The organism is Stenotrophomonas sp. PUT21, assembly GCF_052232875.1.
Classification (GTDB): domain Bacteria; phylum Pseudomonadota; class Gammaproteobacteria; order Xanthomonadales; family Xanthomonadaceae; genus Stenotrophomonas; species Stenotrophomonas maltophilia_N.
Genome location: NZ_CP197645.1, coordinates 3,579,841 through 3,604,119 on the forward strand (window position 1 = coordinate 3,579,841; position 24,279 = coordinate 3,604,119).

Annotated in this window: 14 protein-coding genes; 7 read left to right on the forward strand and 7 right to left on the reverse strand. The window is 67.2% G+C overall.

Features of this window, described 5'->3' with window-relative positions; genetic code table 11:
- Positions 1–17: 17 nt before the first annotated feature.
- From ACTT2I_RS16125 to ACTT2I_RS16155, 7 genes are all read right to left on the reverse strand, one after another.
- Entirely contained in the window at positions 18–872 is an 855-nt protein-coding gene (locus ACTT2I_RS16125; protein WP_421098865.1) for a hypothetical protein, read from the reverse strand.
- 177 nt (positions 873–1,049) lie between these two features.
- A complete protein-coding gene (gene aceK, locus ACTT2I_RS16130) occupies positions 1,050–2,762 on the reverse strand; it encodes a bifunctional isocitrate dehydrogenase kinase/phosphatase (RefSeq protein WP_421098864.1) in 1,713 nt (570 codons plus the stop codon).
- 187 nt (positions 2,763–2,949) lie between these two features.
- Complete coding sequence (locus tag ACTT2I_RS16135) at positions 2,950–5,175, reverse strand: NADP-dependent isocitrate dehydrogenase (protein WP_421098863.1); 2,226 nt, start codon at positions 5,173–5,175, stop codon at positions 2,950–2,952.
- 304 nt (positions 5,176–5,479) lie between these two features.
- Entirely contained in the window at positions 5,480–5,983 is a 504-nt protein-coding gene (locus ACTT2I_RS16140; RefSeq protein WP_019183498.1) for a hypothetical protein, read from the reverse strand.
- 39 nt (positions 5,984–6,022) lie between these two features.
- Complete coding sequence (locus tag ACTT2I_RS16145; protein WP_070426094.1) at positions 6,023–6,316, reverse strand: LysM peptidoglycan-binding domain-containing protein; 294 nt, start codon at positions 6,314–6,316, stop codon at positions 6,023–6,025.
- 94 nt (positions 6,317–6,410) lie between these two features.
- Positions 6,411–7,229: an NADPH-dependent 7-cyano-7-deazaguanine reductase QueF gene (gene queF / locus ACTT2I_RS16150; RefSeq protein WP_421098862.1), complete on the reverse strand. Its 819-nt coding sequence runs from the start codon at positions 7,227–7,229 to the stop codon at positions 6,411–6,413.
- Positions 7,230–7,398: 169 nt separating this feature from the next.
- On the reverse strand, positions 7,399–8,727 hold the full coding sequence (locus tag ACTT2I_RS16155) for a M20 family metallopeptidase (RefSeq protein ID WP_421098861.1): 1,329 nt from the start codon (positions 8,725–8,727) through the stop codon (positions 7,399–7,401).
- Positions 8,728–8,956: 229 nt separating this feature from the next.
- On the opposite strand from ACTT2I_RS16155, the gene ACTT2I_RS16160 reads away from it, so the two are divergent.
- The 7 genes from ACTT2I_RS16160 (at position 8,957) to ACTT2I_RS16190 (ending at position 24,244) form a co-directional block, all read left to right on the forward strand.
- Positions 8,957–10,195, forward strand: a complete 1,239-nt coding sequence (locus ACTT2I_RS16160) for an efflux RND transporter periplasmic adaptor subunit (protein WP_019183494.1) — start codon at positions 8,957–8,959, stop codon at positions 10,193–10,195.
- Between the two features lie 88 nt (positions 10,196–10,283).
- A complete protein-coding gene (locus ACTT2I_RS16165) occupies positions 10,284–13,523 on the forward strand; it encodes an efflux RND transporter permease subunit (RefSeq protein ID WP_421098860.1) in 3,240 nt (1,079 codons plus the stop codon).
- A 34-nt stretch (positions 13,524–13,557) separates the two neighbouring features.
- The gene (locus ACTT2I_RS16170) at positions 13,558–16,683 is read left to right on the forward strand and encodes an efflux RND transporter permease subunit (protein ID WP_088433595.1); all 3,126 of its coding nucleotides are present in this window, start codon (positions 13,558–13,560) and stop codon (positions 16,681–16,683) included.
- Positions 16,684–16,924: 241 nt separating this feature from the next.
- Entirely contained in the window at positions 16,925–19,033 is a 2,109-nt protein-coding gene (locus ACTT2I_RS16175; protein WP_421098859.1) for a TonB-dependent siderophore receptor, read from the forward strand.
- A gap of 121 nt (positions 19,034–19,154) precedes the next feature.
- Positions 19,155–21,332: a YccS family putative transporter gene (yccS, locus tag ACTT2I_RS16180; protein WP_088433594.1), complete on the forward strand. Its 2,178-nt coding sequence runs from the start codon at positions 19,155–19,157 to the stop codon at positions 21,330–21,332.
- 143 nt (positions 21,333–21,475) lie between these two features.
- The gene (locus ACTT2I_RS16185; protein ID WP_421098858.1) at positions 21,476–22,270 is read left to right on the forward strand and encodes an SDR family NAD(P)-dependent oxidoreductase; all 795 of its coding nucleotides are present in this window, start codon (positions 21,476–21,478) and stop codon (positions 22,268–22,270) included.
- Positions 22,271–22,354: 84 nt separating this feature from the next.
- A complete protein-coding gene (locus ACTT2I_RS16190; protein WP_421098857.1) occupies positions 22,355–24,244 on the forward strand; it encodes an MFS transporter in 1,890 nt (629 codons plus the stop codon).
- Positions 24,245–24,279: the final 35 nt, after the last annotated feature.

Genomic DNA, 24,279 nt, shown 5'->3' on the forward strand with positions numbered 1-24,279 from the left:
CCGCGATCCGGTCAGGCTCAGCTGCCCAGTGGGGTGCGCAGGCGCGGGGCGTTGGGGTCACCGGCCAGCGTGGCCGAGCCGTCGCTCAGCAGATCCGGCGAGAACGCTGCGCTGTCAGCGCGGGTCGTCCAGGGAATCTGGCTGCGCGGGCCCGGCACATAGGCGCGCCAGTGCCTGAGATCATCGGTTGGCGTGCCGCCGATGGCGAAAGTCACCGGCACGCGCAGGGTGCGGTAGGGCTGATCCAGCGCCGCATCCTCGGCACTCTGCGGGAAGCGCCAGTTGCGCGCGGCATCCAGCGAGGCCTTGGCCAGGCCATTGCGGAATGCCTCCAACTGTTTCGGTGTGCCGGTACTGCGCAGATTGACCTGCTCGGCGACCCGGTCGACCACACGGCCGTCGCGATCGACCTTCAGTGCCAGATACACCGTTCCCTGGCCGCCATACCGGAACACTTCGCCGGGATAGCGCGGTGCTACCGTGCGGCCACGGCGGTCGGCGGCCCGTTCGGCATCGCTCTTGGCGGCTTCGAAGTGCGCGCTGACCAGATGCACGTTGAACGTCTCGTTCTCCCCCGGCCGGGCCACCACGCGCACGGTCATCCGCGTATCGGTCGGCACGGCAACGCCGTCACGCAGCTGCGGTTCGAACTCCCACTTCTGCACGGTGTCCCGCACCAGCGTGGCAACCGCCTCGGGAATCATGTCCTGCTTGTCGATCTCCAGCGTATTGATACGGCCGTCACTGCCAATGGCGAGGCTGCCCTCGATCCGCATGCCCATTTCCACCGGCACATCGGCGGGCGGTTTGGCCGCCTGCGCGGGCGCTGCCACCAGCGCCGCAGCCACGGCGAGTCCCTTGATGATGTCCATCCTGTTGTTTCTCCTTGTGCCATGCATCGTTATCGGTGGGAACAGCATAGCGAGCGCCGGTCACGTCACCAATCGAATCGGTGGATCCGTTGTGGTCTTGCCAGAGGCGCTGTCGCCCACGGCGACGGCGACGGCGGGTTTCCTTACAGCCTAGCCCAGCCATCTCCACGCTGCCAATCAGGCCAGCCGCAGCGATCCGGCATACGGCGGCGTGTCGGGAAACACACCGGCGGCGAATCCGGTCTGCAGCCGTTGCCACCACACCGGATCGAAAAGATGCGCGAAGTGTTCGCGCACCGCGGCCAGCTCGGGCGACGGCAGCCCCATGAACATCCAGAACCGCTCCGGAAACACATCGTGCGGACCGATCTGGAACCACGGCTCATCCGCCAGCGCTTCTTCTTCGTTGCGCGGGGTTGGCCAGGTGCGGAAGGTGCACTCCGTGACCAGACACAGCTCGTCGTAGTCATAGAACACCGCGCGCCCGTGCCGTGACACACCAAAGTTCTTCGGCAGCATGTCACCGGGAAAGATGTTGTTGCGCGCCATGTCGGTGATCGCCTGCGCGTAGTCGAGCGCGGCGATGCGACGGGCCTCGGCGGTCTGCTCGCGCAGGTAAAGATTGAGCGGACGGAATCGCCGCTGTACATAGCACAGTGCGATCACCAGCTCGTCGCCTTCCTCGTGCACGCTGCTGGCGCATTGGGTGAGCAGTTCCTCGCGCAGCGCAGCGGAGAAGCGCGCCCGAGGGAAACGCAGGTGCCGATAGGGCTGCGCATCAAGCAACCGGCCAACCCGGTCGAGATTGAACACCAACGCATACTTTTCTTCGACCTGGTGCCGGGTCAGGGTCTTGGGCCAGGCGAAACGGTCGCGGATCAGCTTGAACACCAGCGGATAGCTGGGCAGGGTGAACACCGCCATCACCATGCCGGGGGTGCCATCGGCGTGCGTCAACTGTTCGCCGGCCTGGTCCTGGAAGTGGCGGAAGAACGTGCGATAGCGCTCGGTCTTGCCCTGCTTGGCGCGCCCGAGCACGGTATAGATCTCATCCACCGGCTTGCCCGGCAGCAGGCTGCGCAGGAACACCACCGCATCGCCCACGGTCGCCAGATCCGCCTGGAAATAGCTGCGTGAGACACCGAACAGATGCGCGACATCGCGGCGCCGGCTCAGTACCGCGTCCACACGCAGGCCGCGCTCGTCATGGACCAGCGCGATGACGCAGGGCGAGAAGCGATGCTCGCCGAAGACACGCCCCACCAGATAGGCGCGGCGCTCCCGATAGAACACGGTATCGAGCAGCTCGATGCTGCGCACGGGGTAGTCGCCCCAGTGCGCCAGATCGTCCTGCAGGCGCACCGCGACCGCCGCGGCGCAGCGCAATTGGTGCGCATACGGCACGTCGAACCGATAGTCACCGAGAACGCGCATGAACGCGTCAGCAGGGCGCGTCGGTGAGAGGGTATAGCTGTGCCGTGCGACGGGATGGGTGATGGCATCGGACGGCTCCACATCCATCGCCATGAACTCGATCGCCCCGTCCACACCGCGGGTGGCGAACAACCGCCGCGCCAGCGTGTTGTAGAACGTCTTGTACAGCTCGGCATCGATCAACCCGGCCAGCAGCACGGCGTAGGCGGCGCGTATCTGCAGCCACAGCGCGCGCTCACCGATGTCGCCGGTGGCGACACGACGCAGGGCATCGACGGTCTCGGCGATGCACTGGTCGTACAGCCCGATGCGCTCCACGGCGTCCTGCCGGGCCCCTGCCCAATCGCGCTGCTCGAAGCGCAGCCGTGCGCGCCGGCTGATCGCCGCGAAGCGCGCATGGTAGTCCTCGAAGCCATCGCGGATCAGCCGCGCCAGCGCATCAGCGGGCGTGTTCATGCGATGCCCCGGACGGAGCACCACGGGCAGAACCGGCAGGAACAGCGAGCGCACATGCAGTCACTTCCAGGAAACCTGCTGCCACCATACGGCAGCGGCTGGTCGCTTGCCCAGCGGGGGCCCACAAAAAAAACCCGCGCCGAAGCGCGGGTTCTTCATAGATCACCGCCGTGGCGGGACCGCTTCGTTACAACGCAGCCAGCGCGCTGTTGAAGGTGCTGCTGGGACGCATCGCGGCGCTGGCCTTGGCCACGTCCGGACGGTAGTAACCGCCGATGTCGACCGGCTTGCCCTGCACCGCCGCCAGTTCACCGACAATGGCCTGCTCGTTGTCGGCCAGTGCCTTGGCCAGCGGCGCGAAACGGGCCTTCAGCGCGGCGTCGTCATCCTGCGCGGCCAGGGCCTGGGCCCAGTACAGCGCGATGTAGAAGTGGCTGCCGCGGTTGTCGATGCCACCGAGCTTGCGCGACGGCGACTTGTCGTTGTCCAGGAACTGGCCGTTGGCCTGGTCCAGGGTCTTGGCCAGCACGGTGGCACCAGCGTTGTCGTAGCGGTTGCCCAGGTGCTCCAGCGACGCGGCCAGGGCCAGGAACTCACCCAGCGAATCCCAGCGCAGGTAATCCTCTTCCACGAACTGCTGCACGTGCTTGGGCGCCGAACCACCGGCACCGGTCTCGAACAGGCCACCACCGGCCATCAGCGGCACGATGGAGAGCATCTTGGCGCTGGTGCCCAGTTCCATGATCGGGAACAGGTCGGTCAGGTAATCACGCAGCACGTTGCCGGTCACCGAGATGGTGTCCTCACCCTTGCGGATGCGGTCCAGCGAGAAGGCGGTCGCCTCCACCGGCGCCAGGATGCGGATGTCCAGGCCGTTGGTGTCGTGGTCCTTCAGGTAGGTCTCGACCTTGGCGATCACCTGCGCATCGTGCGCACGGTTGGCATCCAGCCAGAACACCGCCGGGGTGTTGCTCAGGCGGGCGCGGTTGACGGCCAGCTTCACCCAGTCCTGGATCGGGGCGTCCTTGGTCTGGCACATGCGCCAGATGTCACCGGTCTGCACGGCGTGCTCGAAGATCACCTTGCCGGCGTCGTCGGTGACGCGCACGGTGCCGTCGGCCGGGATCTGGAAGGTTTTGTCGTGCGAGCCGTATTCCTCGGCCTTCTGCGCCATCAGGCCGACGTTGGGCACCGAACCCATGGTGGCCGGGTCGAAGGCACCATGGGTGCGGCAATCGTCGATCACGGCTTGGTACACGCCGGCGTAGCAACGGTCGGGAATGACGGCCTTGGTGTCCTGCAGCTTGCCGTCGGCATTCCACATGCCACCGGAGTCGCGGATCATCGCCGGCATCGATGCATCGACGATCACGTCGCTGGGCACGTGCAGATTGGTGATGCCCTTGTCCGAATTGACCATGGCCAGGCCCGGGCGCTTGCCGTACTCGGCCGCCAGATCGGCCTTGATCGCTTCCTGGGTGGCTTCGGGCAGCTGCGGCAGGCGCGCGAACAGATCGCCGATGCCGTTGTTCGGATCGAAACCGGCCTGCTTGAGCACGTCGGCGTGCTTGGCCAGCACGTCCTTGTAGAACTCTTCGACGACCACGCCGAACATGATCGGGTCGGAGACCTTCATCATGGTGGCCTTCAGGTGCAGCGAGAACAGCACGCCCTTGGCCTTGGCATCGGCGATCTGCGCCTGCACGAAGCTGGCCAGCGCATTGCGGCTCATCACCGCGGCATCGACGATCTCGCCGGCTTTGACCGCGGTCTTTTCCTTGAGCACGACGCTGCTGCCATCGGCCTTGAACAGTTCGATCTTCAGGCTGCCGACATTGGCCAGCGTGGCCGACTTTTCGCTGCCGTAGAAATCACCGCCGTCCATGTGCGAGACATGCGACTTGGAGTCCTTGGACCACTTGCCCATGCGGTGCGGGTGCTTGCGGGCGTAGTTCTTGACCGACAGCGGTGCGCGGCGATCGGAGTTGCCTTCACGCAGCACCGGGTTCACCGCGCTGCCCTTGACCTTGTCGTAGCGCGCCTTGATGTCGCGCGAGACGTCATCGGTCGGCACATCCGGGTAGTTCGGCAGTGCGAAGCCCTGGTCCTGCAGTTCCTTGATCGCGGCCTTCAGCTGCGGCACCGAGGCGCTGATGTTGGGCAGCTTGATGATGTTCGCGTCCGGGGTGGTCGCCAGCTGGCCCAGTTCGGCCAGATGGTCGGCTTCCTTCTGGTCGTCCTTCAGATAATCCGGGAACAGGGCCAGGATGCGGCCGGACAGCGAGATGTCGCGGGTTTCCACGGCGATGCCGGCGGTGGCGGTGTAGGCCTCGACGATCGGCAGCAGCGACTGCGTAGCCAGGAACGGGGCTTCATCGGTGAGCGTGTAGAGAATCTTGGGCGTGTTCGACATGGGGGATCAGGGCTCTCTTGCAGATCTCGTGAATGATGGCCGACGGCAATGCCGGGCCGCGTGCAACCGTGTCGCGTGCAGGGCCTGGCACAGCGGGCCCGCACTTTCCCCGGGGACCGCGCCAACCAACGGCGCGCACGGCGGGAAACCCCCGCATTGTCGCGTTTTCAGCCCCCCGGAGCAAAGCCGTCCCATACGCAAACGTACTGGAACGCTGTGGTCCGGAAGACGCCCATAAAAAAGACGCAGCCTCGCGGCTGCGTCCATCGTGAGCCTGTTGCCGGGAGAGAGTCGGCGTCTAGGCTTACTTGACCTCGAACTCCTGCGGCGATCCAGCCGCCTTACCATCTACCGTGACTTCCGCGCGGTACTTGCCCGCCGGCCAGCCATTGGCATTCTTGAAGGAGATGTTGGTGGTTTCGGCACCGGTGGTATTGACCACCTGATTCTGCTCGCCGGCGACCTGCCCGTTCTGGAAGGTCAGCTTGGCCGCGACGTTGGCGTTGTTGGCGCTGCCGTCAGTGCGGATCGAGACGATGATGTCGTCCTTCGGCGCGAACAATGCGGCCGAGGTGACGGTCTTGTCCGCCGCGGCGGTCTTGCCGACGGTGACGGTCGAAACGGTCACGCCGGTGGCAGCGGTCATCGGCTGCGGCGCGGCTTCGGTCATCGGGGCCGGAGCGGCAGGCGCGGTCGCCGCCGGCTGCGCATTGTTATCGGCGGTGTCTTCTTTCTTCTTGCAGCCCGCCAAGGCCACGGTGGCCAGAAGCGCGGCGAGGACGGCAGTACTGATGGACGACTTCTTCATGGAGGTTGCTCCCTGTGTGATGGTGGGCAGTAAAGTGGATCAGGCTTTGGGCGGCAGTTTCAGTGTCTGGCCGGGCTGGATCTTGTCCGGGTCGTCCAGCACGTCGCGGTTGGCCTCGAAGATGCGCTTCCACGCATTGGCATCGCCCAGTTCCTGCTTGGCGATCTTCGAGAGCGAATCGCCCTTCTGCACCGTGTAGGTGCCTCCGACCTTCTCCGCGGTGGTATCCACCGAGGCGGTCACACCCGAGAAATCGACCTGATCGACTTTCTGCGCGGTGGTATCAACGCTGGCGCTGACACCGGAAAAGTCGACTTTCTTATCGGTACTCATCCATACACTCCCGTCTTGATTGACGACATGGGAGGCACGGTGTCACAGCCCTTGTTAATGCGGCATGGCGTGGATGTGAAGACGCGCGGAACGCCTACTGGCGCAGGTCGCGGACGGTACGTGCCGGGGCGGCGATGCCCGGGCTGGCCCGCCACGGGTTGATGTCCAGCCCGCCGCGGCGGGTGTACCGCGCTTCCACTTCCAGCCACTGTGGCTGGCAGCGCTGGGTGATCTCGCTGAAGATGCGCTCCACGCACTGCTCATGGAACTCGGCGTGTTCGCGGTAGCTGATCAGGTACTTCAGCAGGCCGTCGCGGTCGATCTTCGGGCCGCGGTAGCGCACGCTGACACTGGCCCAGTCCGGCTGGCCGGTGACCGGGCAGTTGGACTTGAGCAGCGCCGAACTCAATGTCTCGGTGACCACGTCATCGGCATCGGCGAACAGGAATTCCGGTGCCGGCGGGCCGTAGCGCTCGATGGCCACGTCGCGCTCGTCCAGCGATTCGCCCTCGGCCTCTTCCACCAGCGGCGGCACCCCCAACACGACCGTCACCACCGCCCCGGCGCAGGCCGACAGATCGCGGGTGATGCACAGGCGCGCGGCGGCGTCGTCGTCGAAGCGCGTGCTGTTGAGCGAGTTGAGGTACAGCTTGAACGACTTGGATTCGATCAGGTTCGGGGAGGTGCACGGCACGCTGACCGTGGCCACCGCCACGCGCGGCTTGCCGCGCCCGTCCAGCCAGCTCAGCTCATAGGCCTGCCAGCGGTCATGGCCGACGAACGGCAGCGCCGCCTCGTCCAGGCCGATCTCTTCGCGGGCGCCGCGGCGCGGGATGGGAAAAAGCAGACCGGGATCGTACTGCGACGGGTAAGCCACTTCGCGACCGAGGCTGGAGTCCTGGGGGGTATTCATGCCGCCATTTTACGCCGGTACGCAGGCGGCGTCCGGCGGCGAAACGAAAGGCCACGGCGACCGGGTGACGGCCTCCCCGGCCGGCGGGAGGATCCGAACCCTTCCGCCGGCGCCGGTTGTGGCCCCGGCCACCGGCCGGGACCTGCCGTCTGCCCGCCGTCGGCTGACGTCAGCCTGCGTCAGGCGCCGCCGCCGTCCCGTTGAGATAATCCAGGCTCACCTGCAGCAGCGCGCGCAGGCCTACGTCCAGCGCCTTCTCATCGAGCAGGAACTTCGGCGAGTGGTTGGCCGGGGCCGTGGCCGGATCGATCCCCTCGCCGGTGGAGCCGACGAAGAAGAACATGCCCGGCACCTGCTGCGCATACAGCGAGAAATCCTCGGCGCCCATCTGCAGCGGCGGCTCGTAGACATTGCCCTCGCCCACCACGGCCTGCAGGCTCGGCAGCATCCGCGCCGTCAGGGCCGGATCGTTGACCGTGGCCGGGTTGCCCTCGGACTCATAGATTTCGGTCTCTGCCTTGGCTCCGTGCGCGGCCGCGGTGTGCTCGGCCACGTTGCGCAGGTCGGCGAAGATCTGCTGGCGCATGCCTTCGTCGAAGGTGCGGATGGTGCCGACCATCTCCACTTCATCGGGAATGATGTTGTAGCGGATGCCGCCCTTGATCGCGCCGAAGGTCACCACTGCCGGCTGCTTGGACAGGTTGGCACGGCGGCTGACGATGGTCTGTGCGGTGCCGACCAGGTCGGCGGTGGCCACGATCGGGTCCACCCCGTTCCACGGGGCCGAGCCATGGGTCTGGCGGCCGATCACCTTGATCCCGAACCGGTCCGAGGCGGCCATCAGCGGGCCGCCACGCACCGCGATCTGGCCGGCCGGCACGCTGGAGAACACATGCAGGCCGAACACGGCTTCGGGCTTGAAGTCCTTGAACAGGCCTTCCTTGAGCATCAGCGCCGCACCGCCCTCTTCCGGCGGCGGTGCGCCCTCTTCGGCGGGCTGGAAGATCAGCATCACTTCGCCCGGCAGGTTCGCGCGCATCTTCACCAGCGCATCGGCCACGCCCAGCAGGGTGGCGGTGTGGGCATCGTGGCCGCAGGCGTGCATCACCCCGACGGTCTCGCCGCGGTAGGTGCTGGTGGCCTTGGAGGCGAATGGCAGGCCGGTCTGTTCGGTCACCGGCAACGCATCCATGTCCGCGCGCAGGGCGATCCGCGGGCCGGGCTTGCCGCCCTTGATGATGGCCACCACGCCGTGGTGGGCGATGCCGGTCTGCGGCTTCAGGCCCATCGCGCGCAGGCGCTCCGCCACCTTGGCCGAGGTGCGTTCTTCGCGGTTGGATAGCTCCGGGTGCTGGTGGAAGTCACGGCGCCAGTCGATCACCTGGGCCTTGAGGCGGGTCGCAGCGGCGGCCACTTCCGGGCGTTCGGCGGGGGCGGCGGCGGCCAGGCCGGGGGCGGCCAGCAGCAGGGCGGACATCAGCAGCGACAGACGGGGCATTGAAGGTCTCCACGGGTCAGAACGGCGGTCGAACCTGAATGTAGGGCATCGGCGCCGGTCGCGCTGTAACTTTCTGCCCCGGCAAACGTTCATGGATGGAACCTCACCCGTCACATCCGGTCTGATCGCCCGTCCCATCCGTCATGCATGAAAGGCCACGGGCGACGAGTATGCTTTGCGCCTAGCCAACCGGGCCCCCGCCCTCCGCCAGCCCCTCAGGAGTTATTGAATGTCGCGTTTCTGGAAGATCGTGCTGCTGGTGGTCGCAGTGCTGGTGGTTGCCGTGGTGGGTGTGCGCCTGATGGGCGGCAAGAAGGGCGACGCGGCGGGTGCGTCGGCGCAAGGGCGCCAGGGCGGGGATCCGGCCAACGCCGGGCCGGTCCCGGTCACCGTCATTGATGCGATCCGCCAGGACGTGCCGGTCTACGCCAGTGCACTGGGCACGGTCGCGGCGATGAACACCGTCACCGTGAGCCCGCAGGTCGGTGGCCAGCTGATCAGCCTGAACTTCAAGGAAGGCCAGGAAGTGAAGAAGGGCGACCTGCTTGCGCAGATCGACCCGCGCACCCTGCAGGCCAGTTACGACGAGGCCGCGGCGGCCAAGCGCCAGAACGAGGCCCAGCTCGCCACCGCCCGCTCCAACTACCAGCGCTCGAACTCGGCCGAGTACCGCCAGTACGTGGCCAAGACCGACCTGGATACCCAGCGCAACCAGGTGGCCCAGTTCGAAAGTGCCGTGGCCGCCAACGAGGCCAGCATGCGCGCCGCCCAGGTGCAGCTGCAGTACACCCGCGTGACCGCGCCGATCTCCGGCATCGCCGGTATCCGTGCGGTCGATGCCGGCAACATCGTCAGCGCGGGCACCGCGCTGGTGACGCTGACCCAGATCCATCCGATCCATGTCGTGTTCAACCTGCCCGAGCGCCAGCTGCCGGCGGTGCGCCAGGCCCAGGCCGCCGGCGCAGTGGATATCGCCGCGCTGGACCGCAACGATGCGCATGTGCTGACCGATGGCGGCAAGCTGGACGTGGTCGACAACCAGATCAGCAGCGACAGCGGCACCTTCCGCGCGCGCGCCCTGTTCGACAACGAAGACAATTCGCTGTGGCCGGGCCAGTTCGTCAACGTCCGCATGCAGCTGCGCACCATCGCCGGCGGCGTGGTGATCCCGACCCAGGCCGTGATGCGCGGCCCGGACGGCGAGTACGTCTACATCGTCAAGCCGGACAGCACCGTGGCCATGCAGACGGTCAAGAGCGGGGTGGAAGTCGGCGACAGCCAGGTGCAGATCACCGAGGGCCTCAAGGGCGGCGAGCGTGTCGTGAGCGAAGGCCAGTTCCGGCTCAAGCCGGGCGCCAAGGTCACCGCGCTCAAGCCGGGCGAGACCCCGGCCGCACCGACCGAAGCCGAGCTCAAGGCCGCCCAGCAGCAGGGTGGCGGTGGACGCCGCGGTGGCGGTCCGCGCTGATCGCGCCCGCCCCACGTTCCTGACGCCGGCCCAAGCGCCGGCGTTCGCCTGATCCAACGCAGCACGACGCACCAGCAAGGACCCGCCCGTGGGCTTTTCGACGATTTTCATCCGCCGCCCGATCGCCACCTCGCTGCTGATGGCGGGCCTGCTGCTGCTCGGCATCCTCGGTTACCGCCAGCTGCCCGTGTCGGCGCTGCCCGAGATCGATGCGCCCAGCCTGGTGGTGACCACCCAATACCCGGGCGCCAACGCGGTCACCATGGCCTCGCTGGTGACCACGCCGCTGGAGCGCCAATTCGGACAGATCTCCGGGCTGGAGATCATGACCTCCGATTCGTCGGCGGGGCTGTCCACGATCATCCTGCAGTTCTCGATGGACCGCGACATCGATATCGCCGCGCAGGATGTACAGGCCGCGATCCGCCAGGCCACCCTGCCCTCTTCGCTGCCCTACCAGCCGGTCTACAACCGGGTGAACCCGGCCGATGCGGCGATCGTCACCCTCAAGCTCACCTCCGACACGCGCCCGCTGCGCGACGTCAACAACTACGCCGACTCCATCCTCGCCCAGCGCCTGTCGCAGGTGCAGGGCGTGGGCCTGGTCTCCATCGCCGGCAACGTGCGCCCGGCCGTGCGCATCCAGGTCAACCCGGCGCAGCTGTCCAACATGGGCCTGACCCTGGAAGAGCTGCGCAGCGCGCTGACCCAGGCCAACGTCAACGCGCCCAAGGGCTCGCTCAACGGCAAGACCCAGTCCTACTCGATCGGCACCAACGACCAGCTGACCAGCGCCGCCGAGTACCGCGACACCATCATCAGTTACAAGAACGGCCGCCCGGTGCGCCTGTCCGATGTCGCCAACGTGGTCGATGGCGTGGAGAACGACCAGCTGGCCGCGTGGGCCGATGGCAAGCCGGCGGTGCTGCTGGAAGTGCGCCGCCAGCCCGGCGCCAACATCGTGCAGACCGTCGAACGCATCCGTGCGCTGCTGCCGCAGCTGCAGAGCGTGCTGCCGGCCGACGTGCACCTGGAGATCTTCAACGACCGGACCGAGACCATCCGTGCCTCGGTGCATGAAGTGCAGTTCACCCTGATCCTGACCATCGGCCTGGTGGTCGCGGTGATCTTCGTGTTCCTGCGCCGCCTGTGGGCGACCATCATTCCCTCGGTGGCGGTGCCGCTGTCGCTGGCCGGCACCTTCGGTGTGATGGCCTTCGCCGGCATGTCCCTGGACAACCTGTCGCTGATGGCGCTGGTGGTGGCCACCGGCTTCGTGGTCGACGATGCGATCGTGATGATCGAGAACATCGTGCGTTACATCGAACAGGGCAAGAGCGGCCCGGAAGCGGCCGAGATCGGCGCGCAGCAGATCGGCTTCACCGTGCTCTCGCTGACCATCTCGCTGGTGGCGGTGTTCCTGCCGCTGCTGCTGATGCCCGGTGTCACCGGCCGCCTGTTCCACGAATTCGCCTGGGTGCTGAGCATCGCGGTGACGCTGTCGATGCTGATCTCGCTGACGCTCACCCCGATGATGTGCGCCTACCTGCTCAAGCCCGACGCGCTGCCTGAAGGCGAGGATGCGCACGAGCGTGCCGCCGCCGCCGGCAAGACCACCGTGTGGTCGCGCACCGTTGGCCTGTACGAGCGCAGCCTGGACTGGGTGCTGGATCACCAGCCGCTGACCCTGGCGGTCGCCGCCGGTGCGCTGGTGCTGACCGTGGTGCTGTACATCGTGATCCCCAAGGGCCTGCTGCCCGAACAGGACACCGGCCTGATCACCGGCGTGGTGCAGGCCGACCAGAACATTGCCTTCCCGCAGATGGAGCAGCGCACCAAAGCGGTGGCCGAAGCCCTGCGCAGCGACCCGGCAGTGACCGGTGTCTCGGCCTTCATCGGCGCCGGCACCATGAACCCCACGCTCAACCAGGGCCAGCTGTCGATCGTGCTCAAGGAGCGCGGCGACCGCGACGGGCTGGATGAGATCCTGCCGCGCCTGCAGAAGGCCGTGGCGGGCATTCCCGGGGTGGCGCTGTATCTCAAGCCGGTGCAGGACGTCACCCTGGATACCCGCGTGGCCGCCACCGAGTACCAGTACTCGCTGTCGGACGTGGACAGCGCGCAGGTCGCGCTGCAGGCCACCCGCCTGACCGAAGCGCTGCGCCAGCGCCCGGAGCTGGCCGACGTGGACAACAACCTCTCCAACCAGGGGCGCGCGCTTGAGCTGACCATCGACCGCGACAAGGCCAGCGTGCTCGGCGTGCCGATGCAGACCATCGACGACACCCTGTACGACGCCTTCGGCCAGCGCCAGATCTCCACCATCTTCACCGAGCTCAATCAGTACCGCGTGGTGCTGGAAGTGGCGCCGGAGTTCCGCACCAGCACCGCGCTGATGAACCAGCTGGCGGTGGCCTCCAACGGGGCCGGTGCGCTGACCGGCAGCAATGCCACCAACTTCGGCCAGGTGACCTCGTCCAACTCGTCCACGGCCACCGGCATCGGCGCGCAGAACACCGGTATTCCGGTCGGTGCGGGCAACATCATTCCGCTGGCCGCGCTGGCCGAGGGCAAGGTCACCAGCACCCCGCTGGTGGTCAGCCACCAGCAGCAGCTGCCGGCGGTCACGGTGTCGTTCAACATCGCGCCGGGCTACTCGCTGTCCGATGCGGTCAAGGCGATCGAAGAGACCAAGGCCGGGCTGGACATGCCCTCGCAGGTGCATGCGCAGTTCATCGGCAAGGCCGCCGAGTTCACCGGCAGCCAGACCGACGTGGTGTGGCTGCTGCTGGCCTCGCTGGTGCTGATCTACATCGTGCTGGGCGTGCTGTATGAGAGCTACATCCACCCCTTCACCATCATTTCCACCCTGCCCCCGGCCGGCGTGGGCGCGCTGCTGGCGCTGATGGTGTGCGGGCTGCCGCTGTCGGTGGACGGCATCGTCGGCATCGTGCTGCTGATCGGCATCGTCAAGAAGAACGGCATCATGATGGTCGACTTCGCGATCGAGGCACGCCGCACCGGCGCCAACGCGCATGAGGCGATCCGCCGCGCCTGCCTGCTGCGCTTCCGTCCGATCATGATGACCACCGCCGCGGCCATGCTCGGCGCGCTGCCGCTGGCGCTGGGCACCGGCATCGGCTCGGAACTGCGCCGCCCGCTGGGCATCGCCATCGTCGGCGGCCTGCTGCTCTCGCAGCTGGTCACGCTGTACACCACGCCGGTGATCTACCTGTACATGGAGCGCTTCTCCGAGCGCCTGCGCCAGCGCCGCGAACAGCGCGCGATGCGTCACGGCCATGGCCCGGTGCAGGAGCCGCAGGCGTGATGATGAGCACCGCAGACTGCCGGCGGGGCGTTCGATGAACATCTCCGGCCCGTTCATCCGCCGCCCGATCGGCACCGCCCTGCTGGCCATCGGCCTGTTCGTGGTGGGGGTGATCTGCTACCTGCAGCTGGGTGTGTCGGCGCTGCCGAACATCCAGATCCCGGTGATCTTCGTGCATGCCAACCAGGCCGGCGCGGATGCCACCACGATGGCCTCCACGGTCACCGCGCCGCTGGAACGCCACCTCGGCCAGCTGCCGGGCATCGACCGCATGCGCTCGTCCAGCTCGGAAGGCAGCTCGCTGGTCTTCATGATCTTCCAGAGCGACCGCGACATCGATTCGGCGGCGCTGGACGTGCAGACCGCGATCAACTCGGCCCAGTCCGACCTGCCCGCCGGGCTGGGCACGCCGATGTTCCAGAAGGCGAACCCGAACGACGACCCGGTCATCGCGATCGCCCTGACCTCCGAAACGCAGTCCGCCGACGACCTCTACAACGTGGCCGATTCGCTGCTGGCCCAGCGCCTGCGCCAGATCACCGGGGTCTCGTCGGTGGATATCGCCGGTGCGTCCACGCCGGCGGTGCGGGTGGACGTCAACCTGCGCCTGATGAATGCCCTCGGCCTGACCGCCGATGACCTGCGCAATGCCGTGCGCGCGGCCAACGTGACCTCGCCGACCGGCTTCCTCACCGATGGCAACACCACCACCGCGATCATCGCCAACGACTCGGTGGCACGCGCCGCCGATTTCGCCCAGCTGGTGATCAAGACCGCCGACGATGGCCGGGTGATCCGCCTGCAGGACATCGCCAACGTCTACGACGGGCAGCAGGACGCCTACCAGGCCGCGTGGTTCAACCACAAACCGGCGGTGGTGATGTACGTGTTCACCCGCGCCGGCGCCAACATCGTGGAAACCGTGGACCGGGTGAAGGCGCAGATCCCGACCCTGCGCGACTACCTGGAACCGGGCACCACGCTCACCCCGTATTTCGACCGCACTCCGACCATCCGCTCCTCGCTGCATGAAGTGCAGATCACCCTGCTGATCGCGCTGGCGATGGTGGTGCTGACCATGGCGCTGTTCCTGCGCCGTCTGGCCCCGACCCTGATCGCCGCGGTGACCGTGCCGTTGTCGCTGGCCGGCGCGGCGCTGGTGATGTACGTGCTGGGCTTCACCCTCAACAACCTGAGCCTGCTGGCGCTGGTGATCGCGATCGGCTTCGTGGTCGACGATGCGATCGTGGTGATCGAGAACATCATGCGCCACCTCGACGAGGGCATGACGCGCATGCAGGCCGCCCTCACCGGTGCGCGCGAGATCGGCTTCACCATCGTCTCGATCACCGCCTCGCTGGTGGCGGTGTTCATCCCGCTGCTGTTCGCCAAGGGCATGATGGGCGCGTTCTTCCGCGAGTTCACCGTCACCCTGGTCGCGGCCATCGTGGTCTCGATGATCATCTCGCTGACCCTGACCCCGGCGCTGTGCAGCCGCTTCCTGAGTGCGCATGCCGATGCCGGTGCGCCGAGCCGCTTCGGCCGCCTGCTCGATGCCGGCCACGACCGCATGCTGCGGATCTACGTGAAGCTGCTGGACTTCTCGCTGCGCCACGCGCTGCTGCTGTCGCTGACCCCGCTGCTGCTGATCGGCGCGACGGTGTTCCTGTTCGGTGCGGTGAAGAAGGGCGCGTTCCCGCCCCAGGACACCGGCCTGATCTGGGGCCGCGCCAACTCCAGCGCCACGGTCTCCTTCGAAGACATGGTCAACCGCCAGCGCCGCATCACCGACATGCTGATGGCCGACCCGGCGGTGAAGACCGTGGGCGTGCGCCTGGGCAGTGGTCGCCAGGGCTCCAGCGCGCAGTTCAACGTTGAACTGAAGTCACGCAAGGACGGCCGCCGCGAGACCACCGCGCAGGCCCTGGCCCGCCTGAGCGCCAAGGCGGACCGCTATCCCGACCTGCAGCTGCGCCTGCGCGCCATCCAGGATCTGCCCAGCAATGACGGCGGTGGCGCCAGCCAGGGCGCGCAGTACCGCGTTTCGCTGCAGGGCAACGACCTGGCCCAGCTGCAGGAATGGCTGCCCAAGCTGCAGGCCGCGCTGAAGAAGAACCCGAAGCTGGCCGATGTCGGCACCGACGTGGACGCTGCCGGCCTGCGCCAGAACATCGTGATCGACCGCGCCAAGGCCGCCCGCCTTGGCGTGTCGGTCGGTGCCATCGACGGCGCGCTGTACGGCGCCTTCGGCCAGCGCCAGATCTCCACGATCTATTCGGACATCAACCAGTACAGCGTGGTGGTCAACGCCCTGCCCGAACAGACCGCGACACCGGGGGCGCTGGACCAGATCTACGTGCGCGCCGGCAATGGCCAGATGGTGCCGATCACCGCAGTGGCCGAGCAGGTGCCCGGGCTGGCACCGTCGCAGATCACCCATGAAAACCAGTACACCACGATGGACCTGAGCTACAACCTCGCTCCCGGCACCAGCATGGGCGAGGCCAAGGCCATCATCGACAGCACCGTCAACGGCATGCGCATGCCCGGCGACATCCGCCTGGCCGACGACGCCGGGTTCGGGTTCGATTCGGACCCGATGGCGATGCTGATCCTGGTGATGGCGGCGATCATCACCGTCTACCTGGTGCTGGGCATGCTGTATGAAAGCCTGATCCACCCGGTCACCATCCTCTCCACGCTGCCGGCGGCGGGCGTGGGCGCGTTGCTGGCGCTGTACGGCACCAATACCGAACTGTCGGTGATCTCGATGATCGCGCTGGTGCTGCTGATCGGCATCGTCAAGAAGAACGCGATCATGATGATCGACTTCGCCGTGGTGGCGCAGCGCGAACACGGCAAGACGCCGCTGGAAGCCGCACGCGAAGCCAGCATCGTGCGCTTCCGCCCGATCATGATGACCAGCATGGTGGCGATCCTGGCCGCGGTGCCGCTGGCGATCGGCCTGGGCGAAGGCTCCGAGCTGCGCCGCCCGCTGGGCATCGCGATGATCGGCGGGCTGCTGTTCTCGCAGAGCCTGACCCTGCTCAGCACGCCCGCGCTGTATGTGATCTTCTCGTGCCTGCGCGAGCGCTGGGTGGCCCGCCGCGCGCGGCGCCGTGAAAAGCGGGCGTTGAAGCGGGCCGCGGCCGCGCGGTGACGGCGGAACGCCTGCACTGAACGGGGTTCATGGAGGTAGGTGCCGACCGTTGGTCGGCACTTCGCCGGATTGACGCCTCCTGCCCAAAAGAGAACAATTCGCATCAGCCACGGTCCTGCACTGCCCCTCGCGATGCCCCGCTGCCGCTGACGCGGTACGCCTGACGACTCAGCCACCCCTCTTTTTCCGCCTTCTTCTGATCGCGGACGGTGTGCTGCTGTCCGCTGAGGACCCCCACAACATGCGCCAGTCTGTGTCTTTGCTCCCGGCCGTGGTGCCGGGCTGCCGTGCCCGTTCCCTGCGCCCGGCCCTGCTCGCCCTTTCCCTTGCCGCGGCCTGCACCGCCTACGCCCAGTCCGCACCGGATGGCGGCGCCCGGACGCGCTCGGCCACCGACCTGGATGCGATCAAGGTCACCGCCGAACGTACCCATACCGACACCGGCGCGCTGGGCGACCGTGCCGTGCGCGATACCCCGTTCGCGATCTCGGTGGTGGGCCGCGAGGACATCGAGAAGCGCCAGGTGGTCTCGCTGGGCGAGGCCTTCCTCACCGATCCGTCCGTGGTCACCCAGGTCAGCGCCTACGCCAGTGGCTGGAGCTCGCCGATCCGCAACCGCGGCATCGATCTGAGCTACGACAGCTACCGCGTCAACGGCCTGCAGGTCTCTTCGTGGGGCACCGAGTGGCCGCTGGAAGTGATGGAGCAGGTGGAACTTCTGAAGGGTCCCGGTGGGTTCATGTATGGCTTCGGCCAGCCCGGGGGCATCGTCAACTACGTGACCAAGAAGCCGACCGAGGTCACCCTGCTGTCGGCGCAGCTCGGCTGGCGCGAGGCGGGCATCGTCAGTGGTCAGGTCGATGTGGGCGGACGCTTCGGCAACGAGGATATGTTCGGTTACCGCTTCAATGCCTACCAGGAGAAAGGCGAGACCTTCAACGGTGGCGAGGTAAACCGCAAGGTCGGCGCACTGTCGCTGGATGCGCGTCTGAGCGACCGCCTCACCTGGACCTTCGACGGCGTGTTCCAGTCACGCGATCTCAGCAACGAGTCGCCGCAGTATTACTTCATCGGCTTGACCGAGCTGCCGCGCCCGCTCGCGGGCGACGTCGACAACAGCATCGAGGGCAGCTACTACGACACCCGCTCCAGCCTGCTCTCCACCGCGTTGAACTGGCAGATCAACAGTGACTGGAAAGCCAGCCTGAGCTATGGCGTGACCACCTCCTGGAACGACGTCAACAAGATCTTCGCCTATATCGACGACGTCAACGGCGATTACAACGTCAACACCTATGAGCTCGGCGGCAAGAGCGAGTGGAAGCTGGCCCAGGCGATCGTGCAGGGCCGCTTCCAGACCGGCCCGCTCTCGCACCAGGTCGTTGCCGGCGTCTCCCACCAGACCGGACTGGGTTGGGACCGCCCGTACGAATGGAACACCATCGGCCGTGGCAACCTCTATCAGCGCCCGACCCTGCGCCATGACGCGGTCGGCTCGCGCGTGCTCAGCCGCGGCAGCGAGACCGTACAGCAGGCGGTGTTCGTAAGCGACACCGTCAGCTTCGCCGATGGGTGGTCGCTGCTGGCCGGCGCGCGCTACAACGACTTCGAGAACAAGGGCGCGTACCACACCTATCCGGTCACCCCGACCTACGCCCTGATGTACAAGCCGGCCGATGCAGTGACGCTGTATGCCAGCTACGTCGAATCGCTGGAAGCCGGCAGCCGCGTGGGCAGCGATTACCTCAACGCCGGTGACGTGCTCGACCCGACCATCAGCAAGCAGTACGAGATCGGCGCCAAGATCGAGTACCCGCGCTGGAATGCCAACGCCGCCGCCTTCCGCCTTGAGCGCGGCGCCAACATCGACCTGCTCACCGCCGCCGGCAAACTGCTGGTGCAGGACGGCATCACGCTGTATGAAGGCGTGGAAGTCAGCGGCGACGTACGCCTGACCGATGCCTTCACTCTCGGTGCCGGCGTGACCTGGCTGGACCCGACCTACGACAAGCTCTCCCCCGGCAGCGTCGCCCAGGAAGGCAACCGCACCGCCGGCGCCGCCCGCTGGCAGGGCGTGCTGCACGCCGACTACAGCATCCCGCAGATCGACGGCCTGAGCGTGTACGCACTGGCCCGCTACTACGGTGACGTCTACTACGACGCCGACAACACGCTCAAGCTGCCGGACTACACCCTGGTCAACGCCGGGGTGGGCTACCGCATGCAGGCCGCCGGCCATCCCGTCACCTGGCGCGCCGGCGTGGAGAACCTGGCCAACAAGAAGTACTGGTCCAACGCAGGCGTGGGCCTGCCGCGCACCTTCGCGGTAAGCGTGCGGTTGGATATGTAACCGGCAGGCACGGGGAGTGCCGGCCGCAGGCCGGCACTCCCATCGCCGTTCCACCCTGCGCGGAGGTGTCCCCTTCACCCGCGACCCGCAATAATGGCGGCCTCTCCTGTGCCGAGCCGCCATGTCTTCGTTCGAAACCCGCGTCAGCCGCCTGTGGGCGCATGAAAAGGCCAGCTATGGCCTGCGGGTGTTCATCGCGCTGTCCGCGGCGATGGGGCTGTGCTGGTACCTGGACCAGCTGAGCGCGCTGCCCGGCGTGTTCCTGGGCATCATTGCCAGCGCGATCGCCGAGACCGACGACAACTGGTGGGGCCGGATCAAATCGGTGGCGCTGTCGCTGCTGTGCTTCGTCGCCGCTGCCGCAGCGGTGGTGCTCCTGTTCCCGCATCCGTGGTGGTTCATCACCGCATTGGCGGCGGCGACCTTCGGGCTGACCCTGCTCGGCGCGCTCGGCGAGCGCTATGCCTCCATCGCGCAGGCCACGGTGACGCTGGCCATCTACACGATGATCGGCCTGGAGCAGCACGGCGCAGCCGATCTGTCCCAGGCGATCAATGCGGTCAGCCACCTGCTGGCCGGTGCGGTCTGGTACGCCCTGCTCTCGATCCTGTGGACCGCGTTGTTCGCCAATCGCCCCGTGCGCGAGCGCGTGGCGCGCCTGTACCTGGAGCTGGGCCGCTACCTGCAGCTCAAGGCCGATCTGTTCGAACCGGTCCGCGATGCGGACGTGCAGAAGCGCCAGCTCGCCCTGGCCGAGCAGAACCGGCGCGTGGTTGAAGCCCTCAACATCGCCAAGACCGCGATCCTGGCGCGCTTTGGCCGCTCCGGCCGGCCCGGCGTGCAGTCCGGCCTGTACCTGCGCCTGTATTACATGGCCCAGGACTTCCACGAGCGCGCCAGTTCCTCGCATTACCCCTACGGCGCGCTGACCGAAGCGTTCTTCCACAGCGACGTGCTGTACCGCTGCCAGCGCCTGCTCGCGCTGCAGGGCGAAGCCTGCGCCAATCTCGGCCAGGCGATCCGGCTGCGCCAGCCCTTCCAGTACGGCGAGCGCACCAAGCAGGCCACCGCCGACCTGACCGATTCGCTGGCCTGGCTGCGCGCCCAGCACAACCCCCAGTGGCAGCGCCTGCTGGCCTCGCTGGAACTGCTGGGCCACAACCTGCAGAGCATCGAACGTCGCCTGTCCGAGGCCGAGAAGTCCGAATCCACCCTGGACAACGTCGACACCCGCCTGCGCGATACCAACCCGCACACCCTGCGCGAGATGGGCGTGCGCATCCGCCAGCAGCTCACCCCGGGCTCGGTGCTGTTCCGGCACGGCCTGCGCATGGCGCTGGCGCTGATCGTCGGTTTCGCCGCGATCCGCCTGTTCAACGCGCAGAACGGCTCGTGGGTGCTGCTCACCATCGTGTTCGTGTGCCGCCCGCACTTCGGCGCGACCCGCCAGCGGCTGGCGCAGCGGATCGCCGGCACCCTGATCGGCCTGGTGCTGACCTGGGCGTTGATGCAGCTGTTCCAGGACCTGCGCATCGAACTGCTGATCGCGCTGCTCTCGGCGCTGCTGTTCTTCTTCACCCGCAGCGATCGCTACCTGGTGGCCTCGGCGGCGATCACGGTGATGGCGCTGACCTGCTTCAACCTCATCGGCGATGGCTTCCTGCTGATCTGGCCGCGGCTGGTGGATACGCTGCTGGGCTGTGCGATCGCCGCAGCGGCCGCGTTCCTGATCCTGCCCGACTGGCAGGGCCGCCGCCTGAACCTGGTGATGGCGCGTGTGCTCGACAACTGCGCCAGGTACCTGCACGCCGTGCTCGGCCAGTACGGCAGTGGCATGCAGGATGACCTGGCCTACCGCATCGCCCGGCGCGACATGCACAACGCGGATGCGGCCCTGTCCACGGCGTTGTCGAACATGCTGCGCGAGCCCGGCCACGTACGCCGCAACCTGGATGCCGGCTTCCGCTTCCTGGCGCTCTCCAACACCCTGCTCGGCCATCTCTCCGCACTCGGGGCGCACCGCACCCAGCTGGACAGCTACGGGAAGGATCCGCTCGCCCTGTCCGGGGGGGAACGCGTCGAACAGGCGATGCAGCAGATCGCCAGCGCGCTCCAGCAGCGCCAGCCGGTGGCCGAGGATGCCAACGAGGGCGACCGCGCGCTGGCCGAACAGCTGGAGCAGATCCCGGAGGACACGCCCCCGCAGCTGCAGCTGATCCGCACCCAGATGGGGCTGATGCTGCGCCTGCTGCCCAAGCTGCGTGGGGCCGCCAACGAGGCGGCGCGTACGCTGCGCTGAGCCACCACGCCACGCACGCATGTGTTGCGGGTGTCGCACTGGTCCCCGGCCGGCATCACCCCGATCTCTGGGTCACGCCCATGGCATGGCCACGACAGACCGTCGGGCAGACTCTGGGTGCCTTCTCCACAAGGATCATCCCCATGCATCTGGATCTCACCGGACGGACCGCCCTGGTCACCGCCTCCACCGCCGGTATTGGCCACGGCATCGCCCATGGCCTCGCTGCCGCGGGCGCACGTGTTGTCGTCAACGGCCGCAGCGAGGCCTCGGTGGCCCGTGCGCTGGCCGACCTTCGCAGCGCCTTGCCGGACGCGACGCTGGACGGCATCGCTGCCGACCTGTCCGGGGCGGTCGGCGTGGACGCGCTGCTCGCGGCATTGCCGCCGATCGACATCCTGGTCAACAACGCCGGCATCTTCGGGCCGCAGGATTTCTACGAGACCGACGATGCCACCTGGGAGCAGTACTGGCAGACCAACGTGATGTCCGGGGTGCGCCTGTCACGGGCGTTGCTGCCGGGCATGGTCGCGCGGGGCTGGGGCCGGGTGCTGTTCCTGTCCTCCGAGTCCGCCCGCAACATCCCCGCCGACATGATCCACTACGGCGTCACCAAGACCGCCCTGCTCGGGCTGTCGCGCGGGCTCGCCAAGCGTGTCGCCGGCAGCGGTGTCACCGTCAACGCGGTACTGCCGGGCCCGACCCTGTCTGATGGTTTCGCGGCGATGATGGAAGACGAGCGCGCCCGCACCGGCAAATCGCTGGAGGTGCTCGGCCGCGAGTTCGTGATGGCCAATCGGCCCACCTCGGTGATCCAGCGCGCGGCAACGGTGGAGGAAGTAGCCAACATGGTCGTGTACCTGGCCTCGCCGCAGGCCTCGGCCACCTCCGGTGCCGCGCTGCGGGTGGACGGTGGCGTGGTCGACGATATCGTCTGAACGGTCGGCAGCGCCGCCCGACGGCGCTGCCATGCTCCGCCAACAGGGAGAGTGCTAGGCTGCGCCGGTTCGCAAGGAGTCTCCATGTCCGGCCATAGTCAGTTCGCTCTGCTCAGGCAACGCCGTTTCCTGCCGTTTTTCATCGTCCAGTCGCTGGGCGCGTTCAACGACAACGTCTACCGCCAGGCGATCATCGCGCTGTTGTTCTTCCTCGGCACGCCGATCGAAGAGCGCTCGCTGTACACCAACCTGGCGCCGGCGATCTTCATCCTGCCGTACTTCCTATTCTCGGCGCTGGCCGGGCAGATCGCGGAGAAGCTGGAGAAATCGCGGCTGATCGTGATCACCACGACCATGGAGATCGCGATCATGTCGCTGGCCGCGGTCGGCTTCCTGACCGAGAGCATGCCGGTGCTGCTGGTCGCGCTGTTCTGCACCGGCATGCAGTCCACCCTGTTCGGGCCGGTGAAATACTCGGTGCTGCCCTCGATCCTCAAGCCCGAGGAGCTGACCGGCGGCAATGGCCTGGTCGAGATGGGCACTTCGCTGTCGATCCTTACCGGCATGATCGCCGGCGGCCTGATCTTCGCGCTCTCCGGCAGCCATGGCCCGATCGTCGCCGCGACCGCCGTGATCGTGCTGGCCGTGGCCGGCAACCTCACCGCGCGGATGATCCCGAAGGTCGATGCCGGTGCGCCGGATCTGAAGATCAACTGGAACCCGCTGCCGGAATCGCTGGCGGTGCTGCGCATGGCCAAGAAGCAGAAGGCCGTGCGCAACGCGATTCTCGGCGTGTCCTGGTTCTGGTTCGTGGGCACCATGCTGACCTCGCAGCTGCCGACCTATGCCGAGGTCAACCTCGGTGGCGGCTCCCTGCTCTACATCTTCGCGCTGGCGCTGTTCTCGCTCGGCACCGGCACCGGCTCGCTGCTGTGCGAAAAGCTCTCCGGGCGCACCGTGGAAATCGGCCTGGTCCCGCTGGGCGCGTTCGGCATGACCGCCTTCATGCTCGACCTGTACTTCGCGCGGGTCGGTGAAGCCGCCGCCGCCGGGCTGTCGATCTGGCAGTTCGTGCAGGCCCCGGGCAGCGTGCGCATCATCATCGACCTGATCGGTATCGGCCTGTTCACCGGCTTTTTCGTGGTGCCGTTGTTCGCCCTGATCCAGAGCCGCACGGCCAAGTCGGAAATGTCGCGCGTGTTCGCCGCGCTCAACATCCAGAACTCGGGCTTCATCGTCCTGGCCGCCGGCCTGGGCCTGCTCACCCAGCGCGTGCTGGACTGGACCATCCCGCAGCTGTTCCTGGCGCTGGCGATCGCCAACGCCGTGGTGTCGATCTACATCTTCACGATCGTCCCCGAATTCCTGATGCGCTTCCTCAGCTGGGTGATGGTGCGCGCGCTGTACCGGCTGCGCCCGCACGGCATCGAAGCCAACGTGCCGGACGAGGGTGCGGCGCTGATCGTGTGCAACCACGTGAGCTACATGGACGCGCTGATCCTGTCGGCCACGATCCCGCGTCCGGTGCGCTTCGTCATGTACTACAAGATCTTCAACATCCCGGTGATGCGCTGGATCTTCCGCACCGCCAAGGCGATCCCGATCGCCGGCGCACGCGAGGATCCCGCACTGATGCAGGCCGCGTTCGATGAGGTGGACAAAGCGCTGGCCGAGGGCGAGCTGGTGTGCATCTTCCCCGAGGGCGCGTTGACCCGCGATGGGCAGATGGGGGCATTCAAATCGGGCGTGGAGAAGATTCTCGAGCGTCGCCCGGTGCCGGTGGTGCCGATGGCGCTGCGTGGGATGTGGTCGAGCATGTGGAGCCGGCGCGACACGCGCCTGGGCCGCATGCGCGTGCCCCGTCGCTTCCGCGCGCATGTCGAGGTGGTCGCCTCCGCACCGATCGCCGGCGAGGTCGCCGCGGCCGCACTGTTGGAGACGCAGGTGCGCCAGCTGCGGGGTGACCAGGCCTGAGTCCCGCCCTGCCTGCATGTAACCGTATACATGGA